The organism is Paracoccus tibetensis (assembly GCF_900102505.1).
Taxonomy (GTDB): Bacteria; Pseudomonadota; Alphaproteobacteria; order Rhodobacterales; family Rhodobacteraceae; genus Paracoccus; species Paracoccus tibetensis.
Map to the genome: position 1 here is coordinate 52,216 of NZ_FMVT01000011.1, position 24,122 is coordinate 76,337.

37 protein-coding genes are annotated in these 24,122 nt (G+C 65.9%); 1 reads left to right on the plus strand and 36 read right to left on the minus strand.

The annotated features are described in order from the left end of the window. Position 1: 1 nt before the first annotated feature. The 16 genes from BLP73_RS14900 to rplO form a co-directional block, all read right to left on the minus strand. A complete protein-coding gene (locus BLP73_RS14900; protein ID WP_425415698.1) occupies positions 2–1,258 on the minus strand; it encodes an amino acid ABC transporter permease in 1,257 nt (418 codons plus the stop codon). Between the two features lie 122 nt (positions 1,259–1,380). Further along, positions 1,381–2,406: an amino acid ABC transporter substrate-binding protein gene (locus BLP73_RS14905; RefSeq protein ID WP_090746385.1), complete on the minus strand. Its 1,026-nt coding sequence runs from the start codon at positions 2,404–2,406 to the stop codon at positions 1,381–1,383. 169 nt (positions 2,407–2,575) lie between these two features. Next, the gene (locus BLP73_RS14910; RefSeq protein WP_090746387.1) at positions 2,576–3,289 is read right to left on the minus strand and encodes an ATP12 family chaperone protein; all 714 of its coding nucleotides are present in this window, start codon (positions 3,287–3,289) and stop codon (positions 2,576–2,578) included. Further along, on the minus strand, positions 3,286–3,942 hold the full coding sequence (locus BLP73_RS14915; RefSeq protein ID WP_090746390.1) for an HAD-IA family hydrolase: 657 nt from the start codon (positions 3,940–3,942) through the stop codon (positions 3,286–3,288). The genes BLP73_RS14910 and BLP73_RS14915 overlap by 4 nt, the downstream gene beginning before the upstream one ends. Further along, the gene (locus BLP73_RS14920) at positions 3,939–4,997 is read right to left on the minus strand and encodes an RluA family pseudouridine synthase (RefSeq protein ID WP_090746394.1); all 1,059 of its coding nucleotides are present in this window, start codon (positions 4,995–4,997) and stop codon (positions 3,939–3,941) included. The genes BLP73_RS14915 and BLP73_RS14920 overlap by 4 nt, the downstream gene beginning before the upstream one ends. Further along, the gene (locus BLP73_RS14925; RefSeq protein WP_090746397.1) at positions 4,994–5,368 is read right to left on the minus strand and encodes a fluoride efflux transporter FluC; all 375 of its coding nucleotides are present in this window, start codon (positions 5,366–5,368) and stop codon (positions 4,994–4,996) included. Before BLP73_RS14925 ends, BLP73_RS14920 begins: the two co-directional genes overlap by 4 nt. 32 nt (positions 5,369–5,400) lie before the next feature. Then, positions 5,401–6,732, minus strand: coding sequence for a replication-associated recombination protein A (locus BLP73_RS14930; protein WP_090746399.1), 1,332 nt, complete (start codon positions 6,730–6,732; stop codon positions 5,401–5,403). A gap of 62 nt (positions 6,733–6,794) precedes the next feature. After that, entirely contained in the window at positions 6,795–7,385 is a 591-nt protein-coding gene (locus tag BLP73_RS14935) for an acyl-homoserine-lactone synthase (protein ID WP_090746404.1), read from the minus strand. Between the two features lie 56 nt (positions 7,386–7,441). Further along, a complete protein-coding gene (locus BLP73_RS14940; protein ID WP_090746407.1) occupies positions 7,442–8,053 on the minus strand; it encodes a helix-turn-helix transcriptional regulator in 612 nt (203 codons plus the stop codon). Positions 8,054–8,367: 314 nt separating this feature from the next. Further along, positions 8,368–8,787, minus strand: coding sequence for a 50S ribosomal protein L17 (rplQ, locus tag BLP73_RS14945; RefSeq protein ID WP_090746410.1), 420 nt, complete (start codon positions 8,785–8,787; stop codon positions 8,368–8,370). 109 nt (positions 8,788–8,896) lie between these two features. After that, a complete protein-coding gene (locus BLP73_RS14950) occupies positions 8,897–9,913 on the minus strand; it encodes a DNA-directed RNA polymerase subunit alpha (protein ID WP_090746413.1) in 1,017 nt (338 codons plus the stop codon). 114 nt (positions 9,914–10,027) lie between these two features. Then, complete coding sequence (gene rpsK / locus BLP73_RS14955) at positions 10,028–10,417, minus strand: 30S ribosomal protein S11 (protein ID WP_090746416.1); 390 nt, start codon at positions 10,415–10,417, stop codon at positions 10,028–10,030. Positions 10,418–10,429: 12 nt separating this feature from the next. Further along, positions 10,430–10,798 carry a 30S ribosomal protein S13 gene (gene rpsM / locus BLP73_RS14960; RefSeq protein WP_090746419.1) on the minus strand — a complete coding sequence of 123 codons (369 nt, stop codon included), beginning with the start codon at positions 10,796–10,798 and terminating at the stop codon, positions 10,430–10,432. A 156-nt stretch (positions 10,799–10,954) separates the two neighbouring features. Continuing rightward, positions 10,955–11,542, minus strand: coding sequence for an adenylate kinase (locus tag BLP73_RS14965; protein WP_090746422.1), 588 nt, complete (start codon positions 11,540–11,542; stop codon positions 10,955–10,957). Between the two features lie 45 nt (positions 11,543–11,587). Then, positions 11,588–12,958 carry a preprotein translocase subunit SecY gene (gene secY, locus BLP73_RS14970; RefSeq protein ID WP_090746425.1) on the minus strand — a complete coding sequence of 457 codons (1,371 nt, stop codon included), beginning with the start codon at positions 12,956–12,958 and terminating at the stop codon, positions 11,588–11,590. Between the two features lie 107 nt (positions 12,959–13,065). Beyond that, complete coding sequence (rplO, locus tag BLP73_RS14975) at positions 13,066–13,545, minus strand: 50S ribosomal protein L15 (RefSeq protein WP_090746428.1); 480 nt, start codon at positions 13,543–13,545, stop codon at positions 13,066–13,068. A gap of 235 nt (positions 13,546–13,780) precedes the next feature. Here rplO and BLP73_RS14980 point away from each other — a divergent pair, with 235 nt between their 5' ends. After that, positions 13,781–14,392 carry a hypothetical protein gene (locus BLP73_RS14980; RefSeq protein ID WP_090746431.1) on the plus strand — a complete coding sequence of 204 codons (612 nt, stop codon included), beginning with the start codon at positions 13,781–13,783 and terminating at the stop codon, positions 14,390–14,392. A 58-nt stretch (positions 14,393–14,450) separates the two neighbouring features. Here BLP73_RS14980 and rpmD read toward each other — a convergent pair whose 3' ends face one another. From rpmD to rpsJ, 20 genes are all read right to left on the minus strand, one after another. Then, the gene (gene rpmD / locus BLP73_RS14985; protein WP_090746433.1) at positions 14,451–14,636 is read right to left on the minus strand and encodes a 50S ribosomal protein L30; all 186 of its coding nucleotides are present in this window, start codon (positions 14,634–14,636) and stop codon (positions 14,451–14,453) included. Between the two features lie 12 nt (positions 14,637–14,648). Beyond that, positions 14,649–15,215: a 30S ribosomal protein S5 gene (gene rpsE, locus BLP73_RS14990; protein ID WP_090746437.1), complete on the minus strand. Its 567-nt coding sequence runs from the start codon at positions 15,213–15,215 to the stop codon at positions 14,649–14,651. A gap of 125 nt (positions 15,216–15,340) precedes the next feature. Continuing rightward, positions 15,341–15,700, minus strand: coding sequence for a 50S ribosomal protein L18 (gene rplR, locus BLP73_RS14995; RefSeq protein WP_090746440.1), 360 nt, complete (start codon positions 15,698–15,700; stop codon positions 15,341–15,343). A 12-nt stretch (positions 15,701–15,712) separates the two neighbouring features. After that, entirely contained in the window at positions 15,713–16,246 is a 534-nt protein-coding gene (gene rplF, locus BLP73_RS15000) for a 50S ribosomal protein L6 (protein ID WP_090746443.1), read from the minus strand. Positions 16,247–16,256: 10 nt separating this feature from the next. Then, on the minus strand, positions 16,257–16,649 hold the full coding sequence (rpsH, locus tag BLP73_RS15005) for a 30S ribosomal protein S8 (protein ID WP_090746446.1): 393 nt from the start codon (positions 16,647–16,649) through the stop codon (positions 16,257–16,259). Positions 16,650–16,665: 16 nt separating this feature from the next. Then, complete coding sequence (rpsN, locus tag BLP73_RS15010) at positions 16,666–16,971, minus strand: 30S ribosomal protein S14 (RefSeq protein WP_090746449.1); 306 nt, start codon at positions 16,969–16,971, stop codon at positions 16,666–16,668. 18 nt (positions 16,972–16,989) lie between these two features. Continuing rightward, entirely contained in the window at positions 16,990–17,550 is a 561-nt protein-coding gene (rplE, locus tag BLP73_RS15015; protein WP_090746451.1) for a 50S ribosomal protein L5, read from the minus strand. Continuing rightward, positions 17,550–17,855 (minus strand): 50S ribosomal protein L24, encoded by a 306-nt coding sequence (gene rplX, locus BLP73_RS15020; protein ID WP_090746454.1) that lies wholly within the window; start codon positions 17,853–17,855, stop codon positions 17,550–17,552. Before rplX ends, rplE begins: the two co-directional genes overlap by 1 nt. Next, on the minus strand, positions 17,855–18,223 hold the full coding sequence (rplN, locus tag BLP73_RS15025; protein ID WP_090746457.1) for a 50S ribosomal protein L14: 369 nt from the start codon (positions 18,221–18,223) through the stop codon (positions 17,855–17,857). Before rplN ends, rplX begins: the two co-directional genes overlap by 1 nt. 77 nt (positions 18,224–18,300) lie before the next feature. Then, entirely contained in the window at positions 18,301–18,546 is a 246-nt protein-coding gene (gene rpsQ, locus BLP73_RS15030) for a 30S ribosomal protein S17 (RefSeq protein WP_090746459.1), read from the minus strand. 12 nt (positions 18,547–18,558) lie between these two features. Beyond that, the gene (rpmC, locus tag BLP73_RS15035) at positions 18,559–18,765 is read right to left on the minus strand and encodes a 50S ribosomal protein L29 (RefSeq protein WP_090746462.1); all 207 of its coding nucleotides are present in this window, start codon (positions 18,763–18,765) and stop codon (positions 18,559–18,561) included. A 192-nt stretch (positions 18,766–18,957) separates the two neighbouring features. Then, positions 18,958–19,371 (minus strand): 50S ribosomal protein L16, encoded by a 414-nt coding sequence (gene rplP / locus BLP73_RS15040; protein WP_090746465.1) that lies wholly within the window; start codon positions 19,369–19,371, stop codon positions 18,958–18,960. 13 nt (positions 19,372–19,384) lie between these two features. Further along, complete coding sequence (rpsC, locus tag BLP73_RS15045; protein ID WP_090746468.1) at positions 19,385–20,095, minus strand: 30S ribosomal protein S3; 711 nt, start codon at positions 20,093–20,095, stop codon at positions 19,385–19,387. After that, the gene (rplV, locus tag BLP73_RS15050; RefSeq protein ID WP_042247864.1) at positions 20,095–20,475 is read right to left on the minus strand and encodes a 50S ribosomal protein L22; all 381 of its coding nucleotides are present in this window, start codon (positions 20,473–20,475) and stop codon (positions 20,095–20,097) included. Before rplV ends, rpsC begins: the two co-directional genes overlap by 1 nt. 5 nt (positions 20,476–20,480) lie before the next feature. Further along, positions 20,481–20,759, minus strand: a complete 279-nt coding sequence (gene rpsS / locus BLP73_RS15055; RefSeq protein ID WP_090746471.1) for a 30S ribosomal protein S19 — start codon at positions 20,757–20,759, stop codon at positions 20,481–20,483. 3 nt (positions 20,760–20,762) lie between these two features. Continuing rightward, the gene (gene rplB / locus BLP73_RS15060; RefSeq protein ID WP_090746473.1) at positions 20,763–21,602 is read right to left on the minus strand and encodes a 50S ribosomal protein L2; all 840 of its coding nucleotides are present in this window, start codon (positions 21,600–21,602) and stop codon (positions 20,763–20,765) included. Between the two features lie 94 nt (positions 21,603–21,696). Further along, positions 21,697–21,993: a 50S ribosomal protein L23 gene (locus tag BLP73_RS15065; protein ID WP_090746476.1), complete on the minus strand. Its 297-nt coding sequence runs from the start codon at positions 21,991–21,993 to the stop codon at positions 21,697–21,699. Then, positions 21,990–22,610: a 50S ribosomal protein L4 gene (gene rplD / locus BLP73_RS15070; protein ID WP_090746479.1), complete on the minus strand. Its 621-nt coding sequence runs from the start codon at positions 22,608–22,610 to the stop codon at positions 21,990–21,992. The genes BLP73_RS15065 and rplD overlap by 4 nt, the downstream gene beginning before the upstream one ends. After that, the gene (rplC, locus tag BLP73_RS15075) at positions 22,610–23,500 is read right to left on the minus strand and encodes a 50S ribosomal protein L3 (RefSeq protein WP_090746481.1); all 891 of its coding nucleotides are present in this window, start codon (positions 23,498–23,500) and stop codon (positions 22,610–22,612) included. Before rplC ends, rplD begins: the two co-directional genes overlap by 1 nt. Before the next feature lie 11 nt (positions 23,501–23,511). Then, the gene (gene rpsJ / locus BLP73_RS15080) at positions 23,512–23,820 is read right to left on the minus strand and encodes a 30S ribosomal protein S10 (RefSeq protein ID WP_090746484.1); all 309 of its coding nucleotides are present in this window, start codon (positions 23,818–23,820) and stop codon (positions 23,512–23,514) included. Positions 23,821–24,122 lie beyond the last annotated feature (302 nt).

Below are 24,122 nucleotides of genomic sequence, written 5' to 3' on the forward strand. Positions count from 1 at the left end.
GTCACCGCTCCTTCAGCTTCACGCTGGCGTTGAAGACGTTCATGCCCGCCGAGATGATCAGGCTGAGGATCAGGTAGATCAGCATCATCAGGACGATCGCCTCGAGCTCGCGCCCGGTCTGGTTCAGCGTGGTCCCGCCAAGCGTGCCGCGCAGGTCCATGTAGCCGACCGCGATGGCGAGCGAGCTGTTCTTCATCAGGTTCAGGTATTGCGAGATCAGCGGCGGCACGATCACCCGCAGCGCCTGCGGCAGGATCACCAGGTTCATCGTCCGGTTCGGGCGCAGGCCGAGGGCGAAGGCGGCCTCGGTCTGGCCGCGGCTGACGGCCAGGATGCCGGCGCGCACAATCTCGGCAATGAAGGCCGCGGTGTAGAGCGTCAGCGCCAGCCACAGCGCGACCAGCGCGTTCGAGACGTTGAGCCCGCCGGTGAAGTTGAAGCCGGTCAGCGCGGGCCGCTCGAGATGCAGGCCGAAATGCCAGATCAGCAGCAGCGAGGGGATGGTCATGATGGCGAGGTTGATCCACCAGGTCGTCGGCCGGTCGCCGGTACGGTCCTGCACCCGCTGCGCCCAGGCCTTGATCGCCCGCCGCGCCAGAAGGCCGCCGATCAGCACGGTGGCGAAGGCGATCGTCGCCCAGTTGAACGTCACCCGCGCGCCAAGGTCCAGGCTGCCCGGATCGTTGGTCATCGCCAGTGTCGGCAGCGCGGTGTAGCGGTTCGTCAGCGCGACATGGTCGAAGAAGATCATCGACCATTCGGGGTTCTCGCCGCGATAGGCGGCCGGCGTCGGCAGGATCTCGGTGAAGATCGCGTAGACGATCAGGATCCACAGCAGCAGCGGCATGTTGCGGAAGATCTCGACGAAGACCGTCATGAGGCGGGCGAAGAGCCAGTTCTTCGACAGCCGCGCCACGCCGACGATGACGCCAAGGATCGTGGCCGAGATGCAGCCCAGAATCGACACGATCAGCGTGTTCAGCAGGCCGACGACCGTCGCGCGCAGATGCGTGTCGTCCGAAGTGTAGGGAATCGGCGTCTGCGGGATGTCGTAGCCCGCGCGCTGGAAGAGGAAGCCGAAGTTGAAGTTCTTGCCCATCAGGGCAAGGTTGCGGATCGTGTTGTCCACCAGCCACCAGGCGGCGGCCATGACCAGGATGAAGACGATCACCTGGAAGGTCAGCGAGCGATAGCGCCGATCATAGATCAGCATGCTCGGCCGGAACGGCGGGCTCGCCGGCGCCGGAACATCCGTCATCAATTTCTACCCCTGTTGTCCCGCCGCTCGGCTTTGCGCCGTATCTTTCGCGGGATCTTCCTGCGTTCCGGACTGGAACTGCGGGCCGGGGCGTAGAACCCCGGCCCGCGCTTGTCAACCGATCAGCGGAACGGCGGCGCGTAGAGCAGCCCGCCTTGCGTCCATTGCGCGTTCAGACCGCGCGCCAGCCCGATCGGGGTCTGCTCGCCGATGTTGGCGGCGAAGATCTCGCCGTAGTTGCCGCCTGCCAGGATCGCGCGGCGCGCCCATTCGGCGTCGAGGCCCAGCATGGCGCCCAAGTCGTCCGTCGTGCCCAGAAGGCGCTGGACCTCGGGGTTGGTGGACGAGCGGACGAGTTCCTCGAGGTTGCGCGAGGTGACGCCGTATTCCTCGGCGGCGACCAGCGCGTTCAGCGTCCAGCGGACGATGTCGCCCCAGTTGTTGTCGCCATGGCGCACGGCCGGCCCGAGCGGCTCCTTCGAGATGATCTCGGGCAGGATGATGTGGTTTTCCGGGTCCGCGAAGGCGGCACGGGTCGCGGCCAGGCCCGACACGTCGGTCGTGTAGGCGTCACAGGCGCCGGCCATGTACTGCTGCTCGCCCTCGGCGTTGCTGTCGATGTTGACCGGCGTGTAGCTGAGGTTGTTGGCGCGGAAGTAGTCCGCCAGGTTCAGCTCGGTCGTGGTGCCGGTCTGGATGCAGACGGTCGCCCCGTCCAGTTCCTTGGCCGAGGTGACGCCCAGCTCGCGGTTCACCATGAAGCCCTGGCCGTCGTAGTAGTTGACGCCAACGAAATCCAGCGCGAGGTCCGTGTCGCGCGAGAAGGTCCAGGTCGAGTTCCGCGCCAGCACGTCAACCTCGCCCGAGCTGAGGGCGGTGAAGCGCGTCTGGCCGGTCGTCGGCACGAAGCGGACCTTGTTCGGATCGCCCAGCACCGCGGCCGCGACCGCGCGGCAGAGCGCGATGTCGAAGCCCGTCCAGTTGCCGCTGGCATCCGGGGCGGCGAAGCCCACGAGGCCGGTGTTCACGCCGCAGTTCAGCTCGTCCCGCTGCTGCACCTGCTGGAGGGTGCTGCCCTCCTGCGCCAGTGCGGCGCCGGTCGTGAGCGCCACCGCGGCCACCGTCCCCAGGAAAACCGTCTTTGTCATATCTACCTCTGTGTTGCAGCACCGCCGGCCCTTTGCCGTTGTCGATGCAGTTCAGGCCTTGCACGGCCCCTTATGTGACGGGAGCTTGCAGCAAAATGCCGTCCCGATAGGCGGTATTGTGCTGATACAACTTCATCCGTCAAGAACCCGCTGCCGCGCGGCGGCGGTTTCAACTGGGGCGGGACAGGGTCCAGAGGCGCGCTGCCGAAAGAATGGCCTCACGGCGTCCTTCCGCGGCCTCTTGTGCCTCCTCGTCGGCACCCCAACGCTCGGCCTGGAAATCCTCGTCGATGCGAGACAGGCGATGCGCCTCGGCGGCGTCGAGCCGGCCTTCGATCACCCCGAGGCCGATCACGAGCGAGCCGGGCAGCGTCACCAGGTCATGCGCCGCGGTCAGCCCGAAAAGGTCCAGCGCCGCAAGGCGCGCTCGCAGCGCCGCCAGCGCCTCGGGATCCTGCGCGACCGGAATCACTCCCGCCGTCACCCGCAGCCGCGCGCCAAGCCGCGCCTCGGCCCAGTCCAGCAGCGGGTCCCATTCGGCCGCCTGGCGCGCGACCAGTTCGGCCGGCTCGGTTGCCCGGTAGGACAGCAGGTCCGTGCCGCCGTAGTCTGCCAGCATCGCCACAACCTCCGCGCGCTGCGGGGCCACCTTCTCGACCGCCGAGTTTGCGGCGCGCGTCAGCGGCATCTCCTGCGGCTTGATGACGTCGCCCTGCGCGTCCCATTCGGTCGCGACCGCCTCGGCAAGGGCGCGGGTCGGCAGGATCAGCGGCTGCTTGCCCGGCGTCATCAGGCGGCGCGTGTCCAGCATCACCTCCCAGCCCTCGTCCGTCTGGTTGATGCTGGACGCGGTCCAGAACCGCCGGGCCTTCCATTCGCTCATGCCGCCCAATCCTCGATGGCCTTGGTCAAACCGCTGAAGTCCCCGGCGATCAGCGCCGCGCCGGCCGCGTCCAGCGCGGCGGCCGGATGATAACCCCAGGAGACGCCGAAGCCCGGCATCCCGGCCGCGCGGGCCATGTCCATGTCGAAGCTGGTATCCCCGACCATTACCGCGCGATCCGCCGCGGCGCCCGCCTCGGCCAGCGCCGCCCAGAGCATCGCCGGATGCGGCTTCGAGGGATGCCCGTCCGCCGTCTGCAGGCTGACGAAATGCCCCTCGAGCCCGTGCGCCTCGAGCATCGCGTCCAGCCCCCGCCGCGACTTGCCGGTGGCGACCGCCAGCCGCAGGTCCGGCCGCCCCGCAAGCCGGTCGAGGCAGTCTCGCGCGCCGGGATAAAGCGGCGCCGTCTCCTGCATCCGCGCCTGCAGATAGGCGGCCCGGTATCCCTCGACGATGCGCGACTGAACCGGCAGATCGGCCAAGGGCGCCAGCTGCGCCACCGCGACGGGCAGGGACAGGCCGACAATGCCGAGCACCTCGGCCCGGGGAGGCGCGGTCAGCCCGGCCGCCGCGAAGCCCTCCGTCATCGCGCTGACGATGTGGTGCTGGCTGTCGACCAGCGTGCCATCCACGTCGAAGACGACGAGCCTCATTCCGCCTCCGAGAAGGGATCGTCGGGCACGTCGTTCTCGTGCCAGCCGAGCGACTTCCAGGTGCGGGCCATGTGTTCGGGCAAGGGCGCGGTCACTGTGACGCGCTTCTTCGTGATCGGATGCTCGAAGCTGATGCAGCGGGCGTGCAGGTGCAGCTTCTTGCTGATCTCGCCCCCGAGCTGCGCGCCCCAGCCATCCCCCAGGTTCTCCTGCCCCGAGCCGCCATACTTGCCGTCCCCGATGATCGGGTGGCCCAGCTCGGCCATATGGGCGCGCAGCTGGTGGGTGCGGCCGGTGATCGGCACCAGCGCGCACCAGCTGGCCCGGCTGCCGAGCGCGTCCAGCACGGCATAGTCGGTGGTGGCGCGCTTGGCGCCTTTGGTCGTGTCGATGTCGCGCGGGTGGACGGCCAGCATCTTCTCGCCCTCGCCGCCGCGGCCATGGCCCGGCGCCTTGACCAGCCCGTAGCGCACGGTGCCCATGCGCGGATGCGGCACGCCCGCGACCACCGCCCAGTAGATCTTGCGCGTGGTCTTGTCGCGGAAGGCGGCCGAGAGCGCCCGCGCCACCCGGTCCGTGCGGGCCAGCAGCAGGACGCCCGACGTGTCCTTGTCCAACCGGTGCACCAGCTTGGGCCGATCCTTGAAGCCGAACATCAGCGCCTCGGTCAGCCCGTCCACGTGCCGGCTGCCCTGCCCGCTGCCTCCCTGGCTCGGAAGGCCGGGCGGCTTGTTCAGCGCGATGACGTGCTCGTCCCGCCACAGCACCGCCGACTGGATCATCTGCACGTCGGCATCCACCAGCCGCGGCCCGAGCGGGCGGGCCGATTTCGCCGCGGCAGGCTGCGCTTCGGGCAGAGGCGGCACGCGCACCTCCTGCCCCGCCTCCAGCCGCGTCGCCGCCTTGACGCGCCCGCCATCGACGCGCAGCTGGCCGGTGCGGCACATCTTCTCGACCGCGCCCTGGGTCAGCTGCGGGAACTTCTTCTTCAGCCAGCGGTCCAGGCGCTGCTCGCCCTCGTCCTCGCCGATCCGGATCGTCTGAACGCCGCTCATGCCCACAGCCCCCTGCCAAGTGCCAGTCCCGCGACCACGGCCAGCAGCGACAGCGTGACCGACCCCAGAATGTAGAGCGACGCCGCCAGCGCCTGCCCCCGCTCCCACATGCTGAGAACGTCCAGCGAGAAGGCGGAGAAGGTGGTGAACCCGCCCAGGATGCCCGTCATCAGGAAGGGCGCCCAGGCATTGCCAAGCCGCAGCGCCAGAAGCGCGGCCAGCACGCCCATCACGAAGCTGCCGGCGACATTCACCAGCAGCGTGGCGACGCCGTAGCTGCCCCATTGCAGCGGCACCGCGCGGTAGACGGCAAAGCGGCAGACCGCGCCGATGGCGGCGCCCGCGGCGACCTGGAGATACGGATACATCATGGGCCGGGGTGTGTGGCGGGCGCGGGTCAAAGTCAACCGCCCCGCTTCAGGCGCTGGCTGACGAACCAGTCGAGCCGCTTCTTCAGCTCGCGCTCGAAGCCCCGCTCGACCGGGACATAGAGGACCGGGCGCTTGACCCCGTCGGGGAAGTAGTTCTGCCCGCTGAATGCGTCCTCGGCGTCGTGGTCATAGGCGTAGCCTGCGCCGTAGCCCTGGTCCTTCATCAGCTTGGTCGGGGCGTTCATGATATGGGCGGGCGGCATCAGGCTGCCGGTCCGCCGCGCCTCGGCCCGCGCGGCCTTGTAGGCAACATAGCCGGCGTTCGACTTGGGCGCGAGGGCGAGATAGAGCACCGCCTGCGCCAGCGCCAGCTCGCCCTCGGGGCTGCCGAGCCGCTCGTACATCGCCCAGGCATCGAGGCAGTGACGCGCGGCCGCCGGATCGGCGAGGCCGATGTCCTCGATCGCCATGCGGGTGATGCGGCGAGCCAGGTAGCGCGGGTCCTCGCCGCCTTCCAGCATCCGCGCCAGCCAGTAGAGCGCGGCGTCCGGGTCGCTGCCGCGCACCGACTTGTGCAGCGCCGAGATGAGGTTGAAATGCTCGTCCCCCGACTTGTCGTATTTCGCCGCGCGGCGCATGAGCCGCTGCGCCATCGCGTCGGTCTCCAGGGGCGCGGCGACCTTCCAGGCGGCGACCTGCTCGATCAGGTTCAGGCAGGCGCGACCGTCCCCGTCCGACATCTCGAGCAGCGCCTCGCGCGCCTCGGGTGTCAGGGGCAGCTTGCGGCCCAGCTCGGCCTCGGCGCGCTGCGCCAGCAGTTCCAGTTCCGCGAGGCTCAGGCGCTCCAGCACCAGGACCTGGGCACGGGACAGCAGCGCGGCATTCAGCTCGAACGACGGGTTTTCGGTCGTGGCGCCGACCAGAAGGATCGTGCCGTCTTCCATGTGCGGCAGGAAGCCGTCCTGCTGCGCCTTGTTGAAGCGGTGGATCTCGTCCACGAAGAGCAGCGTCCCCTGCCCCTGCCGGCAGCGCAGCTTGGCGGCGTCGAAGACTTTCCGCAGCTCGGGCACGCCGGTGAAGATGGCGCTGATCTGGACGAAGGCCAGATCGGTCGCGTCGGCCAGAAGCCGCGCGATGGTCGTCTTGCCGACCCCCGGCGGACCCCAGAGGATCAGCGAGGACAGGCTGCCCGCCTCCAGCATCGCACCAAGCGGCCCCTCGGGTCCAAGGATGCGGGTCTGGCCGATGACCTCGGACAGGCGGCGCGGCCTGATCCGGTCGGCAAGCGGGCGCGGTGCGCCGCCGACCGGGTCTGGCTGGGCGGTGACATTCGGATCAGGCAGGTCGTCGAACAGATCGGGCATGGCGCGGCCATCCTAAGGCCGCGCCCGCTGCCGGAACAGCCCCCTCTCTGTCCATGGCCGCCTCAGTGCATTTTCGAGGACAGGTCGATCGAGACGCACTGGAAATCACCGTCATCGATCCACATCACCGGCCCGAGCGCCTCGGCGGTCAGCCCGCAGCGCCCGTACCACCGCGGCCAGTTGGCCCCGGTCAGCGCGATCAGCCGCGTCGCCCCCTGCTCGCGCGCCGAAGAGGTCATGGCCTCGACCATCTTGAAATGCACCTTGCGGCGGTACATCTGCGGGATCGAGTGGCTGACGAACACGCGCGAGCATTCCCATGTCTGCGCGTCGACCGGCGCCGGTCCCCAGAGCAGGTTCTGCGGGATCGAGCCGCCCAGCAGCCCCTGCTGCGCGTCGCGAATCATGTAGCTGTAGACGCCGCATTTCGCCGTGGTCGGGGTCAGCCGGATGCCGGCCAGGACCTCGCCCATGTCATGGATCGCGATCCACCGGCTCTGCGGCGTGTCGTACTGGTCGAACTCCATGTCGTCGACCTCGGGGAGGTCCCAGTTCTTCTGGACGATGAAGCTCTGCTTGCGTGCGCGAAAGAGGTTCGCGAACAACTCGCCATGGTTGTGAAGGTTGGCAAAAGAGAGAGTGGTTGTCTGCATGACTTGCTCCTGGGTTGAGGGACCCTCCACCGCTCGCGTCTTATGACGGCGACGCCCTACAGCAGTCGGTACTCCTTAGCCCTCTGCAACGCCTCGGCAGTCGTCCGCGCGTTCAACCGCTCGCGGACCGAGATCAGTCTTGCCTTGAACGCGCTTTCGGTAATGCCGAGCTTGGCAGCCGCTGCCGCATGACGATCGCCCTCCGCGATACAGCGCAGGGCTTCTTTCTGAGCCTTCGTGAGGCTCGCAGGCGGCTCCGTGATGTCATGGAGATGCCTGACCGTTGCCTCGATCTCCTCGATCTCGGCATTCGTTAACTCGCGGTCATCCCGCGCGAAGCTGCAGATTGTCCTGGAACTGATCAGCCCATGCGCCACCGTCAGCCCGTATGTCAGGCCGTGGGCCGCGGCCTCACGCAGGATGTTGAACGGGTCCGGGATCGGCAGCGCCGACCAGCGGCAGGACCCGGTGGTGGAAAAGCCCCAGGCAATCGTGGGATCGCGCAGCGCATAACCGTTCCGGACGTAGAATTCCGCCCAATCCTCGCGATACGTCTGAAATTGCATGAGCGGCGCGGCGAAACGGATGTGCAGGCCGACGAAATAGCCGGATGGGGCGAACTTCCCCAGCTTGCGCAACCCTGCATTGATGTCGGCTCTGGATGACATGACCTAATAGACAAATTGATCTGGTGACTTGATACACGGAAAATAGCTGTGCGCTGATAATGTTTCCAGCCTGTTAATAGTGGTAGGGTTTTGTGTCGCGACGTCCAGAAAAAGACGCCGAACTTGCGCGTGCAAACCAACAATTGTTGAAGATGTTGCAGAAGGGCCTGCTGACACCCGAAGAGCACGAGGCCGCGCAGCGCGCGCTCCGCCGCCTTCTGGACCCCAAGACCGACGATTCCGAGCCATGAAAAAGGCCTTGCCGCGCAGCGCGGCAAGGCCCGATTCGCAGGCAGCCCGTCACGGGCGGCCGCTCATTCCTCGGCGGCAGCCTCGGCGTCCAGGCGCGCGCGGTCGGCGGCGCCCTTCGCGGCCGGATCGCGGTCCACCAGTTCGATGATCGCCATCGGCGCCATGTCGCCATAGCGGAAGCCGGCCTTCAGCACGCGGCTGTAGCCGCCCTGACGGTCCTTGTAGCGCTCGCCCAGCACGTCGAAGAGCTTGGCGACATGCATGTCCTGCTTCAGCTGCGCGTCGGCCTGACGGCGCGCGTGCAGATCGCCGCGCTTGGCCAGCGTGATCAGCTTTTCGATGATCGGACGCAGTTCCTTGGCCTTTGGCAGGGTCGTCTTGATCTGCTCGTGCTCGATCAGCGAGCCGGCCATGTTGGCGAACAGCGCCTTGCGGTGTTCATGGGTGCGGTTGAGGCGGCGATAGCCGCGGGCGTGACGCATGGTAATCTCCTACAGCGTGTTTTGCTTTGTCCGGCAGCCCATGCGTGCGGGCCGCTCTCCTTGGGGCAGATGCCCATCGTGCGGCGGGGGCCAGGGCCCCCACCGAAACTCAGAACTGGTCGTCGAAGCGCTTCGCGAGGTCCTCGATGTTCTCCGGCGGCCAGTCGACCACGTCCATCCCGAGATGCAGGCCCATGCCCGAAAGCACTTCCTTGATCTCGTTCAGCGACTTGCGGCCGAAGTTCGGGGTCCGCAGCATCTCGGCCTCGGTCTTCTGGATCAGATCGCCAATATAGACGATGTTGTCGTTCTTGAGGCAGTTGGCCGAACGGACCGACAGCTCCAGCTCGTCGACCTTCTTCAGCAGGCGCGGGTCGAACTCCAGACCGTCGTCGCTGTCCTGACGGGTCGCCGATTCCGGCTCGTCGAAGTTGACGAAGACCGACAGCTGGTCCTGGACGATGCGCGCGGCGTAGGCCACGGCGTCTTCCGGGGTCAGCGAGCCGTCCGTCTCGATCTTCATGGTCAGCTTGTCATAGTCCAGCACCTGGCCCTCGCGGGTCGGGGTGACTTCGTAGCTGACGCGCTTGACCGGCGAGAAGATCGCGTCGATCGGAATGAGGCCGATGGGCGCGTCCTCGGGACGGTTCTTGTCCGCGGCGACGTAGCCCTTGCCGGTCTGGACGGTCAGTTCCATGTTCAGCTCGGCGCCGTCATCCAGATGGCAGATCACGTGCTCGCGGTTGAGGACAGTGATGCCGGCGGTCTCCTGGATGTCGCCCGCCTTCACCTCGCCCGGACCCTTGGCCGACAGCGTCAGGCGCTTTGGCCCGTCGACGTCCATCTTCAGCGTGACGCCCTTGAGGTTCAGCACGATGTCCGTCACGTCCTCGCGGACGCCGGCGACGCTGCTGAACTCGTGCAGGACGTTGTCGATCTGCACCGAGGTGATGGCGCCGCCCTGCAGCGAGGACAGCAGCACCCGGCGCAGCGCGTTGCCGAGCGTCAGGCCGAAGCCCCGCTCCAGCGGCTCGGCGATCAGCGTCGCAGTTCGCGTCGCGTCCGCACCCGGCTTGACGACCAGCTGCGTCGGCTTGATCAGTTCGGCCCAGTTCTTGTGGATCATGGACTTGCCTCCATACCTGTCCCCGACCCATGTCCAAGGTCGGAAACGCCCGAGGTGAAATGCGAATACCCGGACCGCGCCGTCAGGCGCGATCCGGTGAAGTGTGATCCAGGATCAGACGCGGCGACGCTTCGGCGGGCGGCAGCCGTTATGGGCGATCGGGGTCACATCACGGATGCCCGTGATGTTGAAGCCGACGGCGGCCAGGGCGCGCAGCGCGGATTCGCGGCCCGAGCCGGGGCCCTGGACTTCGACTTCCAGCGTGCGGACGCCGTGTTCCTGCGCCTTGCGGCCAGCGTCCTCGGCAGCCATCTGGGCAGCGTAGGGCGTCGACTTGCGCGAGCCCTTGAAGCCCATCGTGCCGGCCGACGACCACGAGATCGCGTTGCCCTGGACGTCCGAGATCAGGATCTTGGTGTTGTTGAACGAGGAGTTCACATGAGCAACGCCGGTGGCGATGTTCTTGCGTTCCTTGCGTTTCATGCGGGTCTTGTCACGTGCCATGTCGCTGCCCCCTTACTTCTTCTTGCCGGCGATCGGCTTCGCCGGGCCCTTGCGGGTGCGGGCGTTGGTGTGGGTGCGCTGGCCGCGGACCGGAAGGCCGCGACGGTGACGCAGACCGCGATACGACCCGAGATCCATCATGCGCTTGATGTTCATCTGGACTTCGCGGCGCAGGTCGCCCTCGACGGTCAGGTTCGCATCGATGTATTCGCGGATCGAGAGAACTTCGGCATCCGACAGGTCGTTGACGCGGCGCGTGCGGTCGATGCCGACGCTGTCGCAGATCTGTTCGGCGAACATGTCACCGATGCCGTGGATATAGGTCAGTGCGATGGGGACGCGTTTCCCCGTCGGAATGTTGACGCCAGCAATACGTGCCACGCGTTTTCCTTTTCTGTTGCGGATCCGTAACGCCGGAACCTTTTTTCACAACGCAAGGCCCGAAAGCTGCGCCTCCGGGCCAACCGATGGTCCACTCGCGTGAAGCAAGTGATTCTCTTGCGAGATGCCGACCGTTAATGCGTGAGGGCGCAGTCGTCAACCCTGGCGGTCGAGGATGGCCGCGATCTGGCCTGCGACCTCGTCCATGGCCGCCATGCCGTCCACCTGCTTCAGATCGCCCTTGGCGTAGTAGTAGCCCAAAAGCGGCGCCGTCTTCTTGTAATACTCGCGCAGGCGGTCGGCGAAGACCTCGGGCGTGTCGTCGCGGCGGACGGCCTGACCGGCCGCCATCGCCTCTTCGGCGCGCTTCACGATGCGCCCGACCAGCGCTTCGTCATCCACCTGCAGCTCGATCACCGCGTCCAGCTGCATGTCCGTCTCGGCCAGCAGATGCCCGAGCGCGTCGGCCTGGGCCAGCGTGCGCGGGAAACCGTCGAAGATGAAGCCCTTGCCGCCCTCGGCCAGCTTCTCGCGGATGAGGCCGATGACGATCTCGTCCGTGACCAGCTCGCCCCGGTCCATCACCTCGGCGACGCGGCGGCCCATCTCGGTGCCCGACGAGCGGGCGGCGCGCAGCATGTCGCCGGTCGAAAGCTGCACCAGCCCGCGTTCGGCCACCAGCCGGGCGGCCTGAGTTCCCTTGCCCGCACCCGGAGGCCCGAGCAGAATGATGTTGATCGTCATGGCGACTGTCCCCCTCAGCTGACCACTCCGGGCCGTTGTGCTGTCTCAGCGACGCGACGGTGCTCGCCGCGGCTTTGCCGTTCCCGGCTTACGCTTACCACGCAGCTGGGATTTCTCAATGAGACCCTCGTATTGGTGCGCAAGCAAGTGGCTCTGGACCTGGTTGATCGTGTCCATGGTCACCGACACGACGATCAGGACCGAGGTGCCGCCCAGATAGACCGGGATCGAGAACTGGTCGCGCAGGATCTCGGGCATGAGGCAGACGAGCGCCAGATAGCCCGAGCCGATCACCAGGATGCGGTTCACCACGTAGTCGAGGTAGTCCTGCGTCCGCTTGCCCGGCCGGATGCCCGGAATGAAGCCGCCCTGGTTCTTGAGGTTCTCGGCCACGTCATCCGTCTTGAACGACACGTTCTGCGTGTAGAAATACGTGAAGAAGATGATCATCGCCGCGAAGAACAGCAGGTAGAGCGGCTGGCCCGGACCGAAATAAGCCAGGATCAGCGACATCACCGGGCCCGTCTCGTTGCCCGAGAAGGTCGAGATCGTGATGGGCAGCAGCAGAAGCGAGCTGGCGAAGATCGCCGGGATGACGCCCGCCGGGTTGACCTTGACCGGCAGGTGGCTCGACTGGCCGTCATAGACCTTCATGCCGACCTGGCGCCGGGGATACTGGATGCGGATCTTCCGCAGCGCCCGCTCCATGAAGACCACGAAGGCGATGATCGCGACCAGCATGACGATCACGAACAGGATCACCGGGGTCGAGATGACGCCCGTCCGGCCCTGCTGGAAGAAGGTCGCCAGCGCGGCCGGGATCTCGGCCAGGATGCCGACGAAGATGATGAGGCTGATGCCGTTGCCGACGCCGCGGGCGGTGATCTGCTCGCCCAGCCACATCAGGAACATGGTGCCGCCGACCAGCGTGATGACGACCGACGCCTGGAAGAACAGGCCCGGATCATGGGCCAGTCCGCCAGCCTCGAGGCTGCGCGCGAGGCCGTAGGCCTGGAACAGCGCCAGCGCGACGGTGCCGTAGCGGGTGTACTGGTTGATCTTCTTGCGGCCCTGCTCGCCCTCTTTCTTCAGCTGCTCCAGCGTCGGGACCATCGAGGTCAGAAGCTGCACGATGATCGAGGCCGAGATGTAGGGCATGATGCCAAGGGCGAAGACGCCCATCCGGCCAAGCGCGCCGCCGGTGAACATCGACAGCATCCCCCCGATGCCGGTCGAGGCCTGCTCCATGAAGTTCCGCAGGGCGGCGCCGTCGATGCCGGGGACCGGGATATAGGTCCCGACCCGGTACATGATCAGCAGCCCGATCGTGAACCAGATCCGCTGGCGAAGTTCCGTGGCCTTGCCAAGCTGCCCCCAGGAGAGGTTAGCGGCCATCTGTTCTGCGGCTGACGCCATGTGAGTCCGTCCCGTGTCATGACAGCGCCGCCGACCCATTTCCGGGGACCGGCGGCGCCAGAAAACCTGTCTGCTATCTATGGACCGCGCGGGCCCCGATCAACAGCTTATTCCGCCGCCACGGCCTCGGCTGCCGGCAGCTGCACCTTGCCGCCCGCCTTCTCGACCGCGTCCACGGCCGCCTTTGAGGCGCCGGTGACGGTGATGGTCAGGCCGGCCTTCAGCTCGCCCTTCGCCAGCAGGCGGATGCCGTCCAGCTTGCGGCGCACGAGGCCCGACGCGACCAGCGCGTCCTCGGTCAACTCGGCCGAGGCGTCGATCTTGCCGGCGTCGATGAAGGTCTGGATCTGGCCCAGGTTCACCACCGCGAAGCTCTTGGCGTTCGGCTTGTTGAAGCCGCGCTTCGGCAGGCGGCGGTAGAGCGGCATCTGGCCACCCTCGTAGCCGTTCAGCGCAACGCCCGAACGCGATTTCTGGCCCTTGATCCCGCGGCCGGCGGTCTTGCCCTTGCCCGAGCCCGGGCCGCGCGCGACGCGTTTCTTCTTGCGGTTCGCGCCGTCGTTGTCGCGGATTTCATGCAGTTTCATGTCGCTTCTCCTTGCCGGACACACCCTCGAAGCGAAACAGGGGGACACGGCTTTTCTTGGTTCGATGTGACTCGTGCCCGAAAGCACCGGGCGGCTATACGCCCAAACCCGCCGGCGTTCAAGCGATGCGGGCCACAGCGCCTCAAGAATGCGCGCCTCACACGTCGATGTGTGTTGAGCGTCGCGCCTCCGTTGCTAGGGGATAGGGACGAGCAACCGAAGAGCGATAGCCGAAATGCGCCGCATCCTGACCCTGACCGCTGCCCTCACCGCCCTCTCGGCCCTGCCTGCCTTGGCCGAGGCGACCTTCTGCACCGCCCGGATCAACGACCGCGACGTGGTGCTGGGCTATGACACGGCCGAGCCGGGGCTGGACAAGAACTTCAGCCGGCGCGAGCGGATCGCGGCCCGGTGGGGCGAGCATGACTGCCCCAGCTACGTCGTCCTGCGCGCCCTGACGCCCGAGCTGACCGACGATCAGCGCGGCCCCTTCTGCCTGCGCCATGACGAGGCCACGAAGTCCGTGATCGGCTACGACCTGGGAGAGCGGGATGCCTGGGGCCAGTGCCGCCAGCGTTCAGCCTCGGTCTGCGAGCGCGTGAACGCCACGCGCTCGGCGGCGGGCGCCATGACCTCGGCGGCCGCGCGGGGCACGCTCAACGGGCTGCGCGCCCTGCCGGACGGCTCGGGCGCCGTCATCATGAGCGGCTCGGGCAGCGTGATCTCGAGTGCGCTCGGCTCGCTCGGGACGGCCGCCGCGACCGTTGCGGCCTCGCCGGCGCTGGCGGCGGGCGCGGCCGTCAGCGTCGTCGCCGTGGGCGGCGCCGTCTATGCCTGCAGCGACTGAGACCAAATGAAAAAGGCGGGGCTAAACGCCCCGCCTTCCCCCTGCCCGTCCCGAAGGATTAGGCGCGTTCTTCGATGATCGTCACCAGATGCGGGATCTTGGCGACCATGCCGCGGACGGAGGGCGTGTCCTCCAGCTCGCGGGTGCGGTTCATCTTGTTCAGGCCCAGGCCTTTCAGCGTCTCGCGCTGGATGGCGGGGCGGCGGATCGGAGAGCCGATCTGCTTCACGACGATCGTGGCCATCTGCTGATCTCCTTAGGCTTCGACGGCTTCGGGAGCCGGCTTGTTTTCCTGCGGCAGGATGTCGGCCACCTTCTTGCCGCGACGCTGCGCGACCGAACGGGGGCTCGATTCCTTCTTCAGGCCATCCAGCGTCGCACGGATCATGTTGTAGGGGTTCTGCGAACCCTGCGACTTGGCGACGACGTCCTGGACGCCCAGCATCTCGAACACGGCGCGCATCGGGCCGCCGGCGATGATGCCAGTCCCCGGAACGGCGGTGCGCATGATGACCTTGCCGGCACCGTGACGACCTTCGATGTCGTGGTGCAGGGTGCGGCCGTCACGCAGTGGGACGCGGATCAGGGCGCGCTTGGCCTGCTCGGTCGCCTTGCGGATGGCTTCCGGCACTTCCTTGGCCTTGCCCTTGCCGAAGCCGACGCGGCCGCGCTGGTCGCCCACGACGACCAGAGCCGCAAAGCCGAAGCGCTTGCCGCCCTTCACGGTCTTCGAGACGCGGTTGATCGCGACAAGGCGATCCTGGAATTCCGGGTTCTCTTCGCGCTCTTCGCGGCGACCCCGGCGGTTGTCACGTTCTGCCATGAGGCATTCCTTGTATCTCTGCGCTCATCCGCGCCAGTTGTCTCAATCCTGGTGGAGCCGCACGGCGGCGGCTCCCCGGATCATCGGGGCGGCCCATCCGGTGAAGGAATGCGCCGCCCGCAGGATCAGAACTTCAGCCCGCCTTCGCGCGCCGCGTCGGCCAGAGCCTTGACCTTGCCGTGGAAGATGAAGCCGCCGCGGTCGAACACGACCTCTTCGACGCCCGCAGCCTTCGCACGCTCGGCAATCGCCGAGCCAATCTTGGCTGCCACTTCGACGTTGTTCTTGCCGACCGCGCCGAAGTCCTTCTCGAGCGTGCTGGCCGAGGCCAGGGTCACGCCGTTCACATCGTCGATGATCTGAACCGAGATGTTCTTCGACGAGCGGTGCACGGACAGCCGCGGACGGCCGTTCGACATCGCCTTCAACTTGTTCCGCACGCGCAGGCGGCGCTTCTGGAACAGCTCTTGCTTTTTCAGTGCCATTTCATGCGCCCCTTACTTCTTCTTGCCTTCCTTGCGGAAGACGAACTCGCCCTTGTAGCGGATGCCCTTGCCCTTGTAGGGCTCGGGCTTGCGCCACTCGCGGATGTTCGCGGCGACCTGACCAACGAGCTGCTGGTCGATGCCTTCCACAACGATTTCGGTCTGCTTCGGCGCCGTGATCGTGACGCCTTCCGGCACCTCGAAGTTCACGTCGTGCGAGTAGCCCAGAGCCAGCTTCAGGACGTTGCCCTGCATGTTGGCGCGGTAACCCACGCCCTGGATCTCGAGCTCTTTCTTGAAGCCCGTCGAGACGCCCGTCGCCAGGTTCTCGACCATCGAGCGGGTCATGCCCCACTGCTGGCGCGCACGCTTGGTCGTGCCGCGCGGCTTCACCGCAACCGAACCCTCTTCGAGGACCAGGTCCACATCGTCGGTCGCCGTGAAGCTGCGGGTGCCTTTCGGCCCCTTCACTTCGATGGTCTGACCCTTGATCTCGGCCGTCACGCCCTTGGGCAGTTCGACCGGCTTCTTACCAATCCGAGACATTCCGCCCTCCTTAGAACACGGTGCAGAGGACTTCGCCGCCAACATTGGCGTTGCGAGCCGCTGCATCCGACATGACGCCCTTGGGGGTCGAGACGATGGAGACGCCCAGACCCTGACGGACCTGCGGGATTTCCTTGGCGCCGGCGTAAACGCGGCGACCAGGCTTCGAGACGCGCGACAGCTCGCGGATGACCGGCGTGCCGTCGTGGTACTTCAGACCGATTTCCAGCTCCTTGTGGCCTTCGTCGGTCGTCACTTCTTCATAGCCGCGGATGTAGCCTTCGGACTGAAGGACATCCAGGACCCAACCGCGCAGTTTGCTGGCCGGGGTGCGGACGGTGGATTTGCCGCGCATCTGAGCGTTGCGGATGCGGGTCAGCATATCACCGAGAGGATCGTTCATCATCTTGTGTGCCCCCTTACCAGCTGGACTTGACCAGGCCGGGGATCTGACCTTGCGAGCCGAGCTCGCGCAGCATGATCCGCGACAGTTTCAGTTTGCGGTAGTACGCGTGCGGACGGCCGGTCAGTTGGCACCGGTTGTGCAGACGCGTCGCCGACGAGTTGCGCGGCAGCTCGGCCAGCTTCAGCGAAGCCTTGAACCGCTCTTCCATCGGCAGGGACTGGTCGTTGATGACCTCTTTCAGCGAAGCGCGCTTCGCTGCGAACTTCTTGACAAGGTGCTCGCGCTTCTTCTCGCGCTCGACCATGGATTTCTTAGCCATATCTCTTTCCCTCCGCGATCAGGCGCTAAACGGCATGTTGAAATGCTTCAGCAGCGATTTCGCTTCCGCGTCGGTCTTCGCGTTGGTGCAGATGATGATGTCCATCCCCAGAACTTCGTCGACCTTGTCGAAGTTGATCTCCGGGAACACGATGTGCTCCTTCAGGCCCATCGCGTAGTTGCCGCGACCGTCGAACGAGGTCGCCTTCACGCCGCGGAAGTCGCGGACGCGGGGCAGCGCGATGTTGATCAGGCGGTCCAGGAACTCGTACATGCGGTCGCCGCGCAGGGTCACCTTGCAGCCGAGCGGCATCTCTTCACGGACGCGGAAGCCGGCGATCGACTTCTTGGCGTGGGTGATGACAGCCTTCTGACCGGCGATCAGCGACAGCTCTTCAGCGGCCTGCTTGACCTTCTTGGTGTCCTTGACGGCCTCGCCGACGCCCATGTTCAGGACGATTTTGTCCAGACGTGGGATCTGCATGTCGTTCTTGTAGCCGAACTCTTCCTTGAGCGCGGCCTTGATCGTGTCGCGGAACTGCTGGCGCAGGCGCGGCGTGTATTTGGTGGCGTCCAGCATCAGATCACGTCTCCCGTGGTCTTGGCGAAGCGCACTTTCTTGCCGTCTTCCTCGCGGAAGCCGACGCGCGTCGCTTTGCCGTTTGCATCGATCAGCGCCAGGTTCGACAGGTCGATCGGCATGGCCTTCGGCACACGCCCGCCCTGGCTGTTCTGCGACTGCTTGGTGTGGCGGATGGCAACGTTCACGCCGTCGACGACGGCCTTGTTGTCCTTGGGCATGACAGCGGCGATCTCGCCCTGCTTGCCCTTGTCCTTGCCCGCCAGAACGACGACCTTGTCGCCTTTTTTCAGCTTGGCAGCCATCACAGCACCTCCGGCGCAAGCGAGATGATCTTCATGAAGTTCTTCGCCCGCAGCTCGCGCACGACCGGACCGAAGATCCGGGTGCCCACCGGCTCGCCCTGGTTGTTCAGGATGACGGCGGCGTTGCGGTCGAAGCGGATCGAGGTTCCGTCTTCACGGGTGACTTCTTTCGCGGTGCGGACGACGACAGCCTTGCGGACGTCGCCCTTCTTGACCCGGCCCCGCGGGATGGCTTCCTTGACGGACACGACGATGATGTCGCCCACCGACGCATAGCGACGGTGCGAACCACCCAGGACCTTGATGCACTGAACTCGGCGTGCGCCGGAGTTGTCAGCAACATCCAGATTGGTCTGCATCTGGATCATTTGGTTTCTCCCGACCTTTGGGGACTGACACGTGCAGCCCCAGGGTTTCGATCATTTCTGATCTGTGATGATGGACTTCAGGCGGTGACCGCTTCGTCCGTCAGGACAGTCCAGCGTTTCGTCTTCGAGATCGGCGCGCATTCGACGATGCGGATGAGATCGCCCACCTTGAACTGGTTCTGCGCGTCATGCGCGCGGTATTTCTTCGTCGAACGGACGGTCTTGTGCAGCAGCGGGTGCTTGAAGCGACGCTCGACCAGGACGGTGACGGTCTGTTCGTTCTTGTCACTGACGACGCGGCCTTGCAGGATGCGTTTGGGCATGGGCCAGGCTCCTTAGTTCGAGGCCGCGGCTTCCGCCGCTTTCTGGTTCAGAATCGTCTTCACGCGGGCAACGTCGCGACGAACGACGCGCATGCGCGCGGTGTTCTCGAGCTGGCCGGTGGCGGCTTGGAAGCGCAGGTTGAACGCTTCCTTCTTCAGCGCAACCAGCTGATCCTTCAGCTGGTCAGGCGTCTTCGACTTCAGTTCTTGCGCGTCCATGACGGCAGTTCCTTTCAACATCACCGGAGAGCCCCTGTCACCCAGGGCCACCCTGATTCCGGTGGAGTTTCGTGATGAAGGCCGTCCCATACAGGCTGGAACGCCCTTTGGCAACCCCGTTCTGGCCGGGTGGAAAGCCGAAGCCCCGCCAGTCGCCGGGCGGGGCTTCGTGTCAGCTTGTGGCGACCGGGCTTACCAGTCTTCGCGCGCCACGATCCGCGTCTGGACCGGCAGCTTCATCGCGCCGAGGCGCAGCGCCTCGCGGGCGATGACGTCGTTGACGCCGTCGATCTCGAACATGATCCGGCCGGGATGGACGCGAGCAGCCCAGAAATCGACCGAGCCCTTGCCCTTACCCATCCGCACTTCCGTCGGCTTCGAGGAAACCGGCACGTCCGGGAAGATCCGGATCCAGACCCGGCCCTGACGCTTCATGTGGCGGGTGATCGCGCGGCGGGCCGCCTCGATCTGCCGCGCGGTCACGCGCTCGGGCTCGGTGGCTTTCAGGGCGAACGAGCCGAAGTTCAGGTCGAAACCGCCCTTCGCCTCGCCGTGGATCCGGCCCTTGTGCTGTTTGCGGAACTTCGTCCGTTTCGGTTGCAGCATCTTTTTCTACTCCTTACCGGGCGTCGCGACGCGGGCCGCGGGGGGACGGACCTTCCTGAGCCTCGGCGGTGCGGCGATCATGGGCTTGCGGATCATGTTCCATGATCTCGCCCTTGAAGATCCACACCTTGACGCCGATGATCCCGTAGGGGGTCGTGGCTTCGGACAGCGCGTAGTCGATGTCGGCCCGCAGCGTGTGCAGCGGAACGCGGCCCTCGCGGTACCATTCGGTCCGCGCGATCTCGGCGCCGCCGAGACGGCCGCCGACGTTCACGCGGATGCCCAGGGCACCCATGCGCATGGCGTTCTGAACGGCGCGCTTCATCGCGCGGCGGAACGAGACCCGACGCTCGAGCTGCTGCGCGATCGACTCGGCCACCAGCTGCGCGTCGACTTCCGGTTTCCGGACCTCGACGATGTTCAGGTGCAGCTCGCTGTCGGTGAAGTTCGCCAGCTTCTTGCGCAGCGTCTCGATGTCCGCGCCCTTCTTGCCGATGATGACACCGGGGCGGGCAGCGTGGATCGTGACGCGGCACTTCTTGTGCGGACGCTCGATGATGACGCGGCTGACGCCGGCCTGCTTGGCTTCCGTGTGGATGAAGTCCCGGATCTTCAGGTCTTCAAGCAGCAGATTGCCATAGTCCTTGTCGTCGGCGTACCAGCGGCTGTCCCAGGTGCGGTTGACCTGGAGGCGCATGCCGATCGGATTGACCTTCTGACCCATTACGCTTGCTCCTCGACTTGGCGCACCTTGATGGTGATTTCCGAAAACGGCTTCATGATCTTGCCGAACCGGCCACGCGCCCGCGGACGGCCGCGCTTCATCACCAGGTTCTTGCCGACCCAGGCTTCCGCGACGACCAGGTTGTCGACGTCGAGGCCGTGGTTGTTCTCGGCGTTCGCGATGGCGGACTGAAGGCATTTCTTCACGTCGCCGGCGATGCGCTTGTGCGAGAAGGTCAGGTCGGCCAGAGCCTTGTCGACCTTCTTGCCGCGGATCAGCTGGGCCACCAGGTTCAGCTTCTGCGGCGAGGTGCGAAGCATCTTCGTCTTGGCGAAGGCCTCGTTCTCCGCCACGCGGCGCGGATTGTTTTCCTTACCCATGACGATTACTTCCTCTTGGCTTTCTTGTCCGCAGCGTGACCGTAATAGGTGCGCGTGGGCGAATATTCACCGAACTTCTGGCCGATCATCTCTTCGGAGACGTTCACCGGGATGTGCTTCTGCCCGTTGTAGACGCCGAAGGTCAGGCCGACGAATTGCGGCAGGATGGTCGAGCGACGCGACCAGATCTTGATGACATCGGATTTGCCCGACTCGCGAGCCTTCTCCGCCTTCTTGAGCACATAGGCGTCAACAAAGGGGCCTTTCCAAACAGAACGTGCCATAGGTCAGCGCCCCTTCTTCTTCGCGTGACGCGAACGCAAGATGTACTTGTCGGTCGCCTTGTTGCTGCGGGTCTTCTTGCCCTTGGTGTCCTTGCCCCAGGGCGTGACCGGCGTGCGGCCACCCGACGTGCGGCCCTCACCACCACCATGAGGGTGGTCGATCGGGTTCATCGCGACGCCGCGGACGCTCGGGCGGATGCCCTTGTGGCGGTTGCGGCCGGCTTTCCCGAGGTTCTGGTTCGAGTGGTCCGCGTTCGACACGGCGCCGATCGTGGCCATGCACTCCTGCCGGACCAGGCGCAGCTCGCCCGAGCTGAGGCGGATCTGGGCGTAGCCGCCGTCACGGCCGACGAACTGGGCGTAGGTGCCCGCCGAGCGCGCGATCTGGCCGCCCTTGCCGGGTTTCAGCTCGACGTTGTGGACGATCGTGCCGATCGGCATGCCGCTGAAGGGCATGGCGTTGCCGGGCTTCACGTCGACCTTGGCGCCGGCGACGACCTTGTCACCCACCGCAAGACGCTGCGGGGCCAGGATGTAGGCCTGCGTGCCGTCCTCGTACTTCACCAGGGCGATGAAGGCGGTGCGGTTGGGGTCGTACTCGATCCGCTCGACCGTGGCCGAGATGTCGAACTTCGTGCGCTTGAAATCGACGATGCGATACAGGCGCTTCGCCCCGCCGCCTTGGCGGCGCATGGTGATCCGTCCGGTGTTGTTCCGTCCGCCCTTCTTCGTCAGACCCTCGGTGAGGGACTTGACCGGGCGGCCTTTCCAAAGCTCCGAACGGTCGATCAGAACCAGCCCGCGCTGGCCAGGCGTCGTCGGTTTATACGACTTCAATGCCATCTTTCTGTCTTCCGTTGCTTTGGACCAGGATGGTCCGTTTCAGTCAAATGATGCGGCCCCGGACAGGCCGGGGCCGCAGATTCGCGCTCACCTATCAGAGACCGGTGGTCACGTCGATGGTGTTGCCCGCTTCCAGCGTGACATAGGCCTTCTTGACGTCGCTGCGACGGCCGGGCTGGCCGCGGAAGCGCTTGGTCTTGCCCTTGGTGATGGTCGTGTTGACCGCCTTCACCTTGACGCCGAACAGGGCCTCGACCGCATCCTTGATCTGCGGCTTGGAGGCGTCCTTCGACACCTGGAAGACGACACCGTTGTTCTCCGAGGTCAGCGTGGCCTTCTCGGTGATGATCGGCTTGACGATCACGTCGTAATGTTCAGCTTTCGCGCTCATTTCAGGCGAGCCTCCAGAGCTTCGACCCCTGCGCGCGTGATCACCAGCGTGTCACGCTTGAGGATGTCATACACGTTGGCGCCCATCGACGGCAGGATGTCCACGCCCTCGATGTTGCGGGCGGCGCGGGCGAAGCCTTCGTTGACTTCGGCACCGTCGATCACCAGCACGCGCTTCCAGCCGTTTTCCTTGACGGCCTTGGCGACGGCCGAGGTCTTGGCATCGGCGAGGTTCAGATCCTCGATGATGACCAGCTCACCCGCCGTGGCTTTCGCCGACAGCGCGTGACGCAGACCCAGGGCGCGGACCTTCTTGGGAAGATCGAACGCATGGCTGCGCGGGGTCGGACCCTTGTAGACGCCGCCGTGACGGAAGATCGGGGCCTTCTTGGAGCCGTGGCGTGCGCCGCCGGTGCCCTTCTGGCGATAGATCTTCTTCGTCGAGTAGCTCACGTCCGACTTGCCCAGGACCGAGTGCGTCCCGGCCTGCGCCTTGGCGCGCTGCCAGCGGACGACGCGCTGCAGGATGTCGCCGCGCGGCTCCAGCCCGAAGATGTCGTCGGCCAGCTCGATCGACCCGGCAGTGCCGGAATCCAGCTTGATCACATCAAGTTTCATCACTTGTCTCCTTCCGGCGCGTCGTCGTTTCCGGCCGGAACGTCCGCGTTGGGATCGGCAGCTTCCTTGTCGGACTGGATCGACGCCTCGGCCTCGGCCAGGGCGGCGGCTTCCTGCTCGGCGGCAAGGCGAGCGGCCTCTTCACGCGCGGCTTCCTCGGCGGCGGCCGCGGCGGCGGCGGCTTCCTCGGCCAGGCGCTTGGCTTCGTCGGCGGCCGAGCGCAGCGCGGCCGGGTAGATCACGTTCTCGGGCGTCGCCTTCTTGACGGCGTCCTTGATCGTGACCCAGCCACCCTTCGAGCCCGGAACCGAACCCTTGACCATGATCAGGCCGCGGTCGGCGTCGGTGCGGACGACCTGCAGGTTCTGCGTGGTGACGCGAACGGCACCCAGATGACCCGCCATCTTCTTGCCCTTGAACACCTTGCCGGGGTCCTGGCACTGGCCGGTCGAGCCGTGCGAGCGGTGGCTGATCGACACGCCGTGCGAGGCGCGCAGGCCGCCGAAGTTGTGACGCTTCATGGCGCCCGCAAAGCCCTTACCGATCGAGGTGCCGGCGATGTCCACGTACTGACCCGCGAAGTAGTGGTCAGCGGTGATCTCTTCACCGACATTGATCAGGTTCTCTTCGGCGACGCGGAACTCGGCGATCTTGCGCTTGGGCGCGACCGAGGCCTTGGCGAAGTGGCCGCGCATCGCGGCGGTCGTGCGCTTGGCCTTGGCAACGCCGGCGCCCAGTTGGACGGCGGTGTAGCCATCGGTCGCGGCGGTGCGCTGCGCGATGACCTGAAGGCCGTCCAGCTGCAGGACGGTGACGGGAACCTGACGGCCATCCTCGAGGAACAGACGCGTCATGCCCAGTTTCTTGGCGATAACACCAGTACGCAACATGTCGTGCCTCCTCAGACCTTGATCTCGACATCCACGCCGGCGGCGAGGTCGAGCTTCATGAGGGCGTCAACGGTCTGCGGGGTCGGATCGACGATGTCCAGCAGACGCTTGTGCGTGCGGATCTCCCACTGGTCGCGCGACTTCTTGTCGATGTGCGGACCACGGAGAACCGTGAATTTCTCGATCTTGTTCGGCAGCGGAATCGGGCCGCGGACGGTCGCGCCGGTGCGCTTGGCCGTGTTCACGATCTCCTGCGTGCTGGATTCCAGGACGCGGTAATCGAAGGCCTTTAGCCGGATGCGGATATTCTGGCTTTGCATAGTCATCCCTCTGGCGGGGAGTTCCAGTTGAGAGGCTGACAGCGCACCATGCCCCGCCAGCGTCGAACCGTCTAAATAAGAGCAGGCCGCCCGAATGATGGCGGCCCTGCACAAAGCGACCGAATCCCTCGTGCGAAGGACGGCGGCGATGCGGGCTTTTCCTCGATTGGCGGCCGGGTGTCAAGGGCAAGGCGGCCAAGGTATGCGGCTTCCGGTCCCGTCGGCCTGCATGGCGCCGTCAAGGCGCCCCGCACCCTTCCGCCAAGGAAAAAGGCCGCCCCGTGGGGCGGCCTTTCGCGTGG

Bases quoted from the DNA above. Each gene is read 5' to 3' on its own strand.
- BLP73_RS14900 (WP_425415698.1), bottom strand. From the start codon at position 1,258: ATGACGGATGTTCCGGCGCCGGCGAGCCCGCCGTTCCGGCCGAGCATG.
- BLP73_RS14905 (WP_090746385.1), bottom strand. From the start codon at position 2,406: ATGACAAAGACGGTTTTCCTGGGGACGGTGGCCGCGGTGGCGCTCACG.
- BLP73_RS14910 (WP_090746387.1), bottom strand. From the start codon at position 3,289: ATGAGCGAATGGAAGGCCCGGCGGTTCTGGACCGCGTCCAGCATCAAC.
- BLP73_RS14915 (WP_090746390.1), bottom strand. From the start codon at position 3,942: ATGAGGCTCGTCGTCTTCGACGTGGATGGCACGCTGGTCGACAGCCAG.
- BLP73_RS14920 (WP_090746394.1), bottom strand. From the start codon at position 4,997: ATGAGCGGCGTTCAGACGATCCGGATCGGCGAGGACGAGGGCGAGCAG.
- BLP73_RS14925 (WP_090746397.1), bottom strand. From the start codon at position 5,368: ATGATGTATCCGTATCTCCAGGTCGCCGCGGGCGCCGCCATCGGCGCG.
- BLP73_RS14930 (WP_090746399.1), bottom strand. From the start codon at position 6,732: ATGCCCGATCTGTTCGACGACCTGCCTGATCCGAATGTCACCGCCCAG.
- BLP73_RS14935 (WP_090746404.1), bottom strand. From the start codon at position 7,385: ATGCAGACAACCACTCTCTCTTTTGCCAACCTTCACAACCATGGCGAG.
- BLP73_RS14940 (WP_090746407.1), bottom strand. From the start codon at position 8,053: ATGTCATCCAGAGCCGACATCAATGCAGGGTTGCGCAAGCTGGGGAAG.
- rplQ (WP_090746410.1), bottom strand. From the start codon at position 8,787: ATGCGTCACGCCCGCGGCTATCGCCGCCTCAACCGCACCCATGAACAC.
- BLP73_RS14950 (WP_090746413.1), bottom strand. From the start codon at position 9,913: ATGATCCACAAGAACTGGGCCGAACTGATCAAGCCGACGCAGCTGGTC.
- rpsK (WP_090746416.1), bottom strand. From the start codon at position 10,417: ATGGCACGTGACAAGACCCGCATGAAACGCAAGGAACGCAAGAACATC.
- BLP73_RS14965 (WP_090746422.1), bottom strand. From the start codon at position 11,542: ATGACGATCAACATCATTCTGCTCGGGCCTCCGGGTGCGGGCAAGGGA.
- secY (WP_090746425.1), bottom strand. From the start codon at position 12,958: ATGGCGTCAGCCGCAGAACAGATGGCCGCTAACCTCTCCTGGGGGCAG.
- rplO (WP_090746428.1), bottom strand. From the start codon at position 13,545: ATGAAACTGCATGAAATCCGCGACAACGACGGCGCGAACCGCAAGAAG.
- BLP73_RS14980 (WP_090746431.1), top strand. From the start codon at position 13,781: ATGCGCCGCATCCTGACCCTGACCGCTGCCCTCACCGCCCTCTCGGCC.
- rpmD (WP_090746433.1), bottom strand. From the start codon at position 14,636: ATGGCCACGATCGTCGTGAAGCAGATCGGCTCTCCGATCCGCCGCCCC.
- rpsE (WP_090746437.1), bottom strand. From the start codon at position 15,215: ATGGCAGAACGTGACAACCGCCGGGGTCGCCGCGAAGAGCGCGAAGAG.
- rplR (WP_090746440.1), bottom strand. From the start codon at position 15,700: ATGGCACTGAAAAAGCAAGAGCTGTTCCAGAAGCGCCGCCTGCGCGTG.
- rplF (WP_090746443.1), bottom strand. From the start codon at position 16,246: ATGTCTCGGATTGGTAAGAAGCCGGTCGAACTGCCCAAGGGCGTGACG.
- rpsH (WP_090746446.1), bottom strand. From the start codon at position 16,649: ATGAACGATCCTCTCGGTGATATGCTGACCCGCATCCGCAACGCTCAG.
- rpsN (WP_090746449.1), bottom strand. From the start codon at position 16,971: ATGGCTAAGAAATCCATGGTCGAGCGCGAGAAGAAGCGCGAGCACCTT.
- rplE (WP_090746451.1), bottom strand. From the start codon at position 17,550: ATGCTGGACGCCACCAAATACACGCCGCGCCTGCGCCAGCAGTTCCGC.
- rplX (WP_090746454.1), bottom strand. From the start codon at position 17,855: ATGGCTGCCAAGCTGAAAAAAGGCGACAAGGTCGTCGTTCTGGCGGGC.
- rplN (WP_090746457.1), bottom strand. From the start codon at position 18,223: ATGATCCAGATGCAGACCAATCTGGATGTTGCTGACAACTCCGGCGCA.
- rpsQ (WP_090746459.1), bottom strand. From the start codon at position 18,546: ATGCCCAAACGCATCCTGCAAGGCCGCGTCGTCAGTGACAAGAACGAA.
- rpmC (WP_090746462.1), bottom strand. From the start codon at position 18,765: ATGGACGCGCAAGAACTGAAGTCGAAGACGCCTGACCAGCTGAAGGAT.
- rplP (WP_090746465.1), bottom strand. From the start codon at position 19,371: ATGCTGCAACCGAAACGGACGAAGTTCCGCAAACAGCACAAGGGCCGG.
- rpsC (WP_090746468.1), bottom strand. From the start codon at position 20,095: ATGGGTCAGAAGGTCAATCCGATCGGCATGCGCCTCCAGGTCAACCGC.
- rplV (WP_042247864.1), bottom strand. From the start codon at position 20,475: ATGGGTAAGGAAAACAATCCGCGCCGCGTGGCGGAGAACGAGGCCTTC.
- rpsS (WP_090746471.1), bottom strand. From the start codon at position 20,759: ATGGCACGTTCTGTTTGGAAAGGCCCCTTTGTTGACGCCTATGTGCTC.
- rplB (WP_090746473.1), bottom strand. From the start codon at position 21,602: ATGGCATTGAAGTCGTATAAACCGACGACGCCTGGCCAGCGCGGGCTG.
- BLP73_RS15065 (WP_090746476.1), bottom strand. From the start codon at position 21,993: ATGAGCGCGAAAGCTGAACATTACGACGTGATCGTCAAGCCGATCATC.
- rplD (WP_090746479.1), bottom strand. From the start codon at position 22,610: ATGAAACTTGATGTGATCAAGCTGGATTCCGGCACTGCCGGGTCGATC.
- rplC (WP_090746481.1), bottom strand. From the start codon at position 23,500: ATGTTGCGTACTGGTGTTATCGCCAAGAAACTGGGCATGACGCGTCTG.
- rpsJ (WP_090746484.1), bottom strand. From the start codon at position 23,820: ATGCAAAGCCAGAATATCCGCATCCGGCTAAAGGCCTTCGATTACCGC.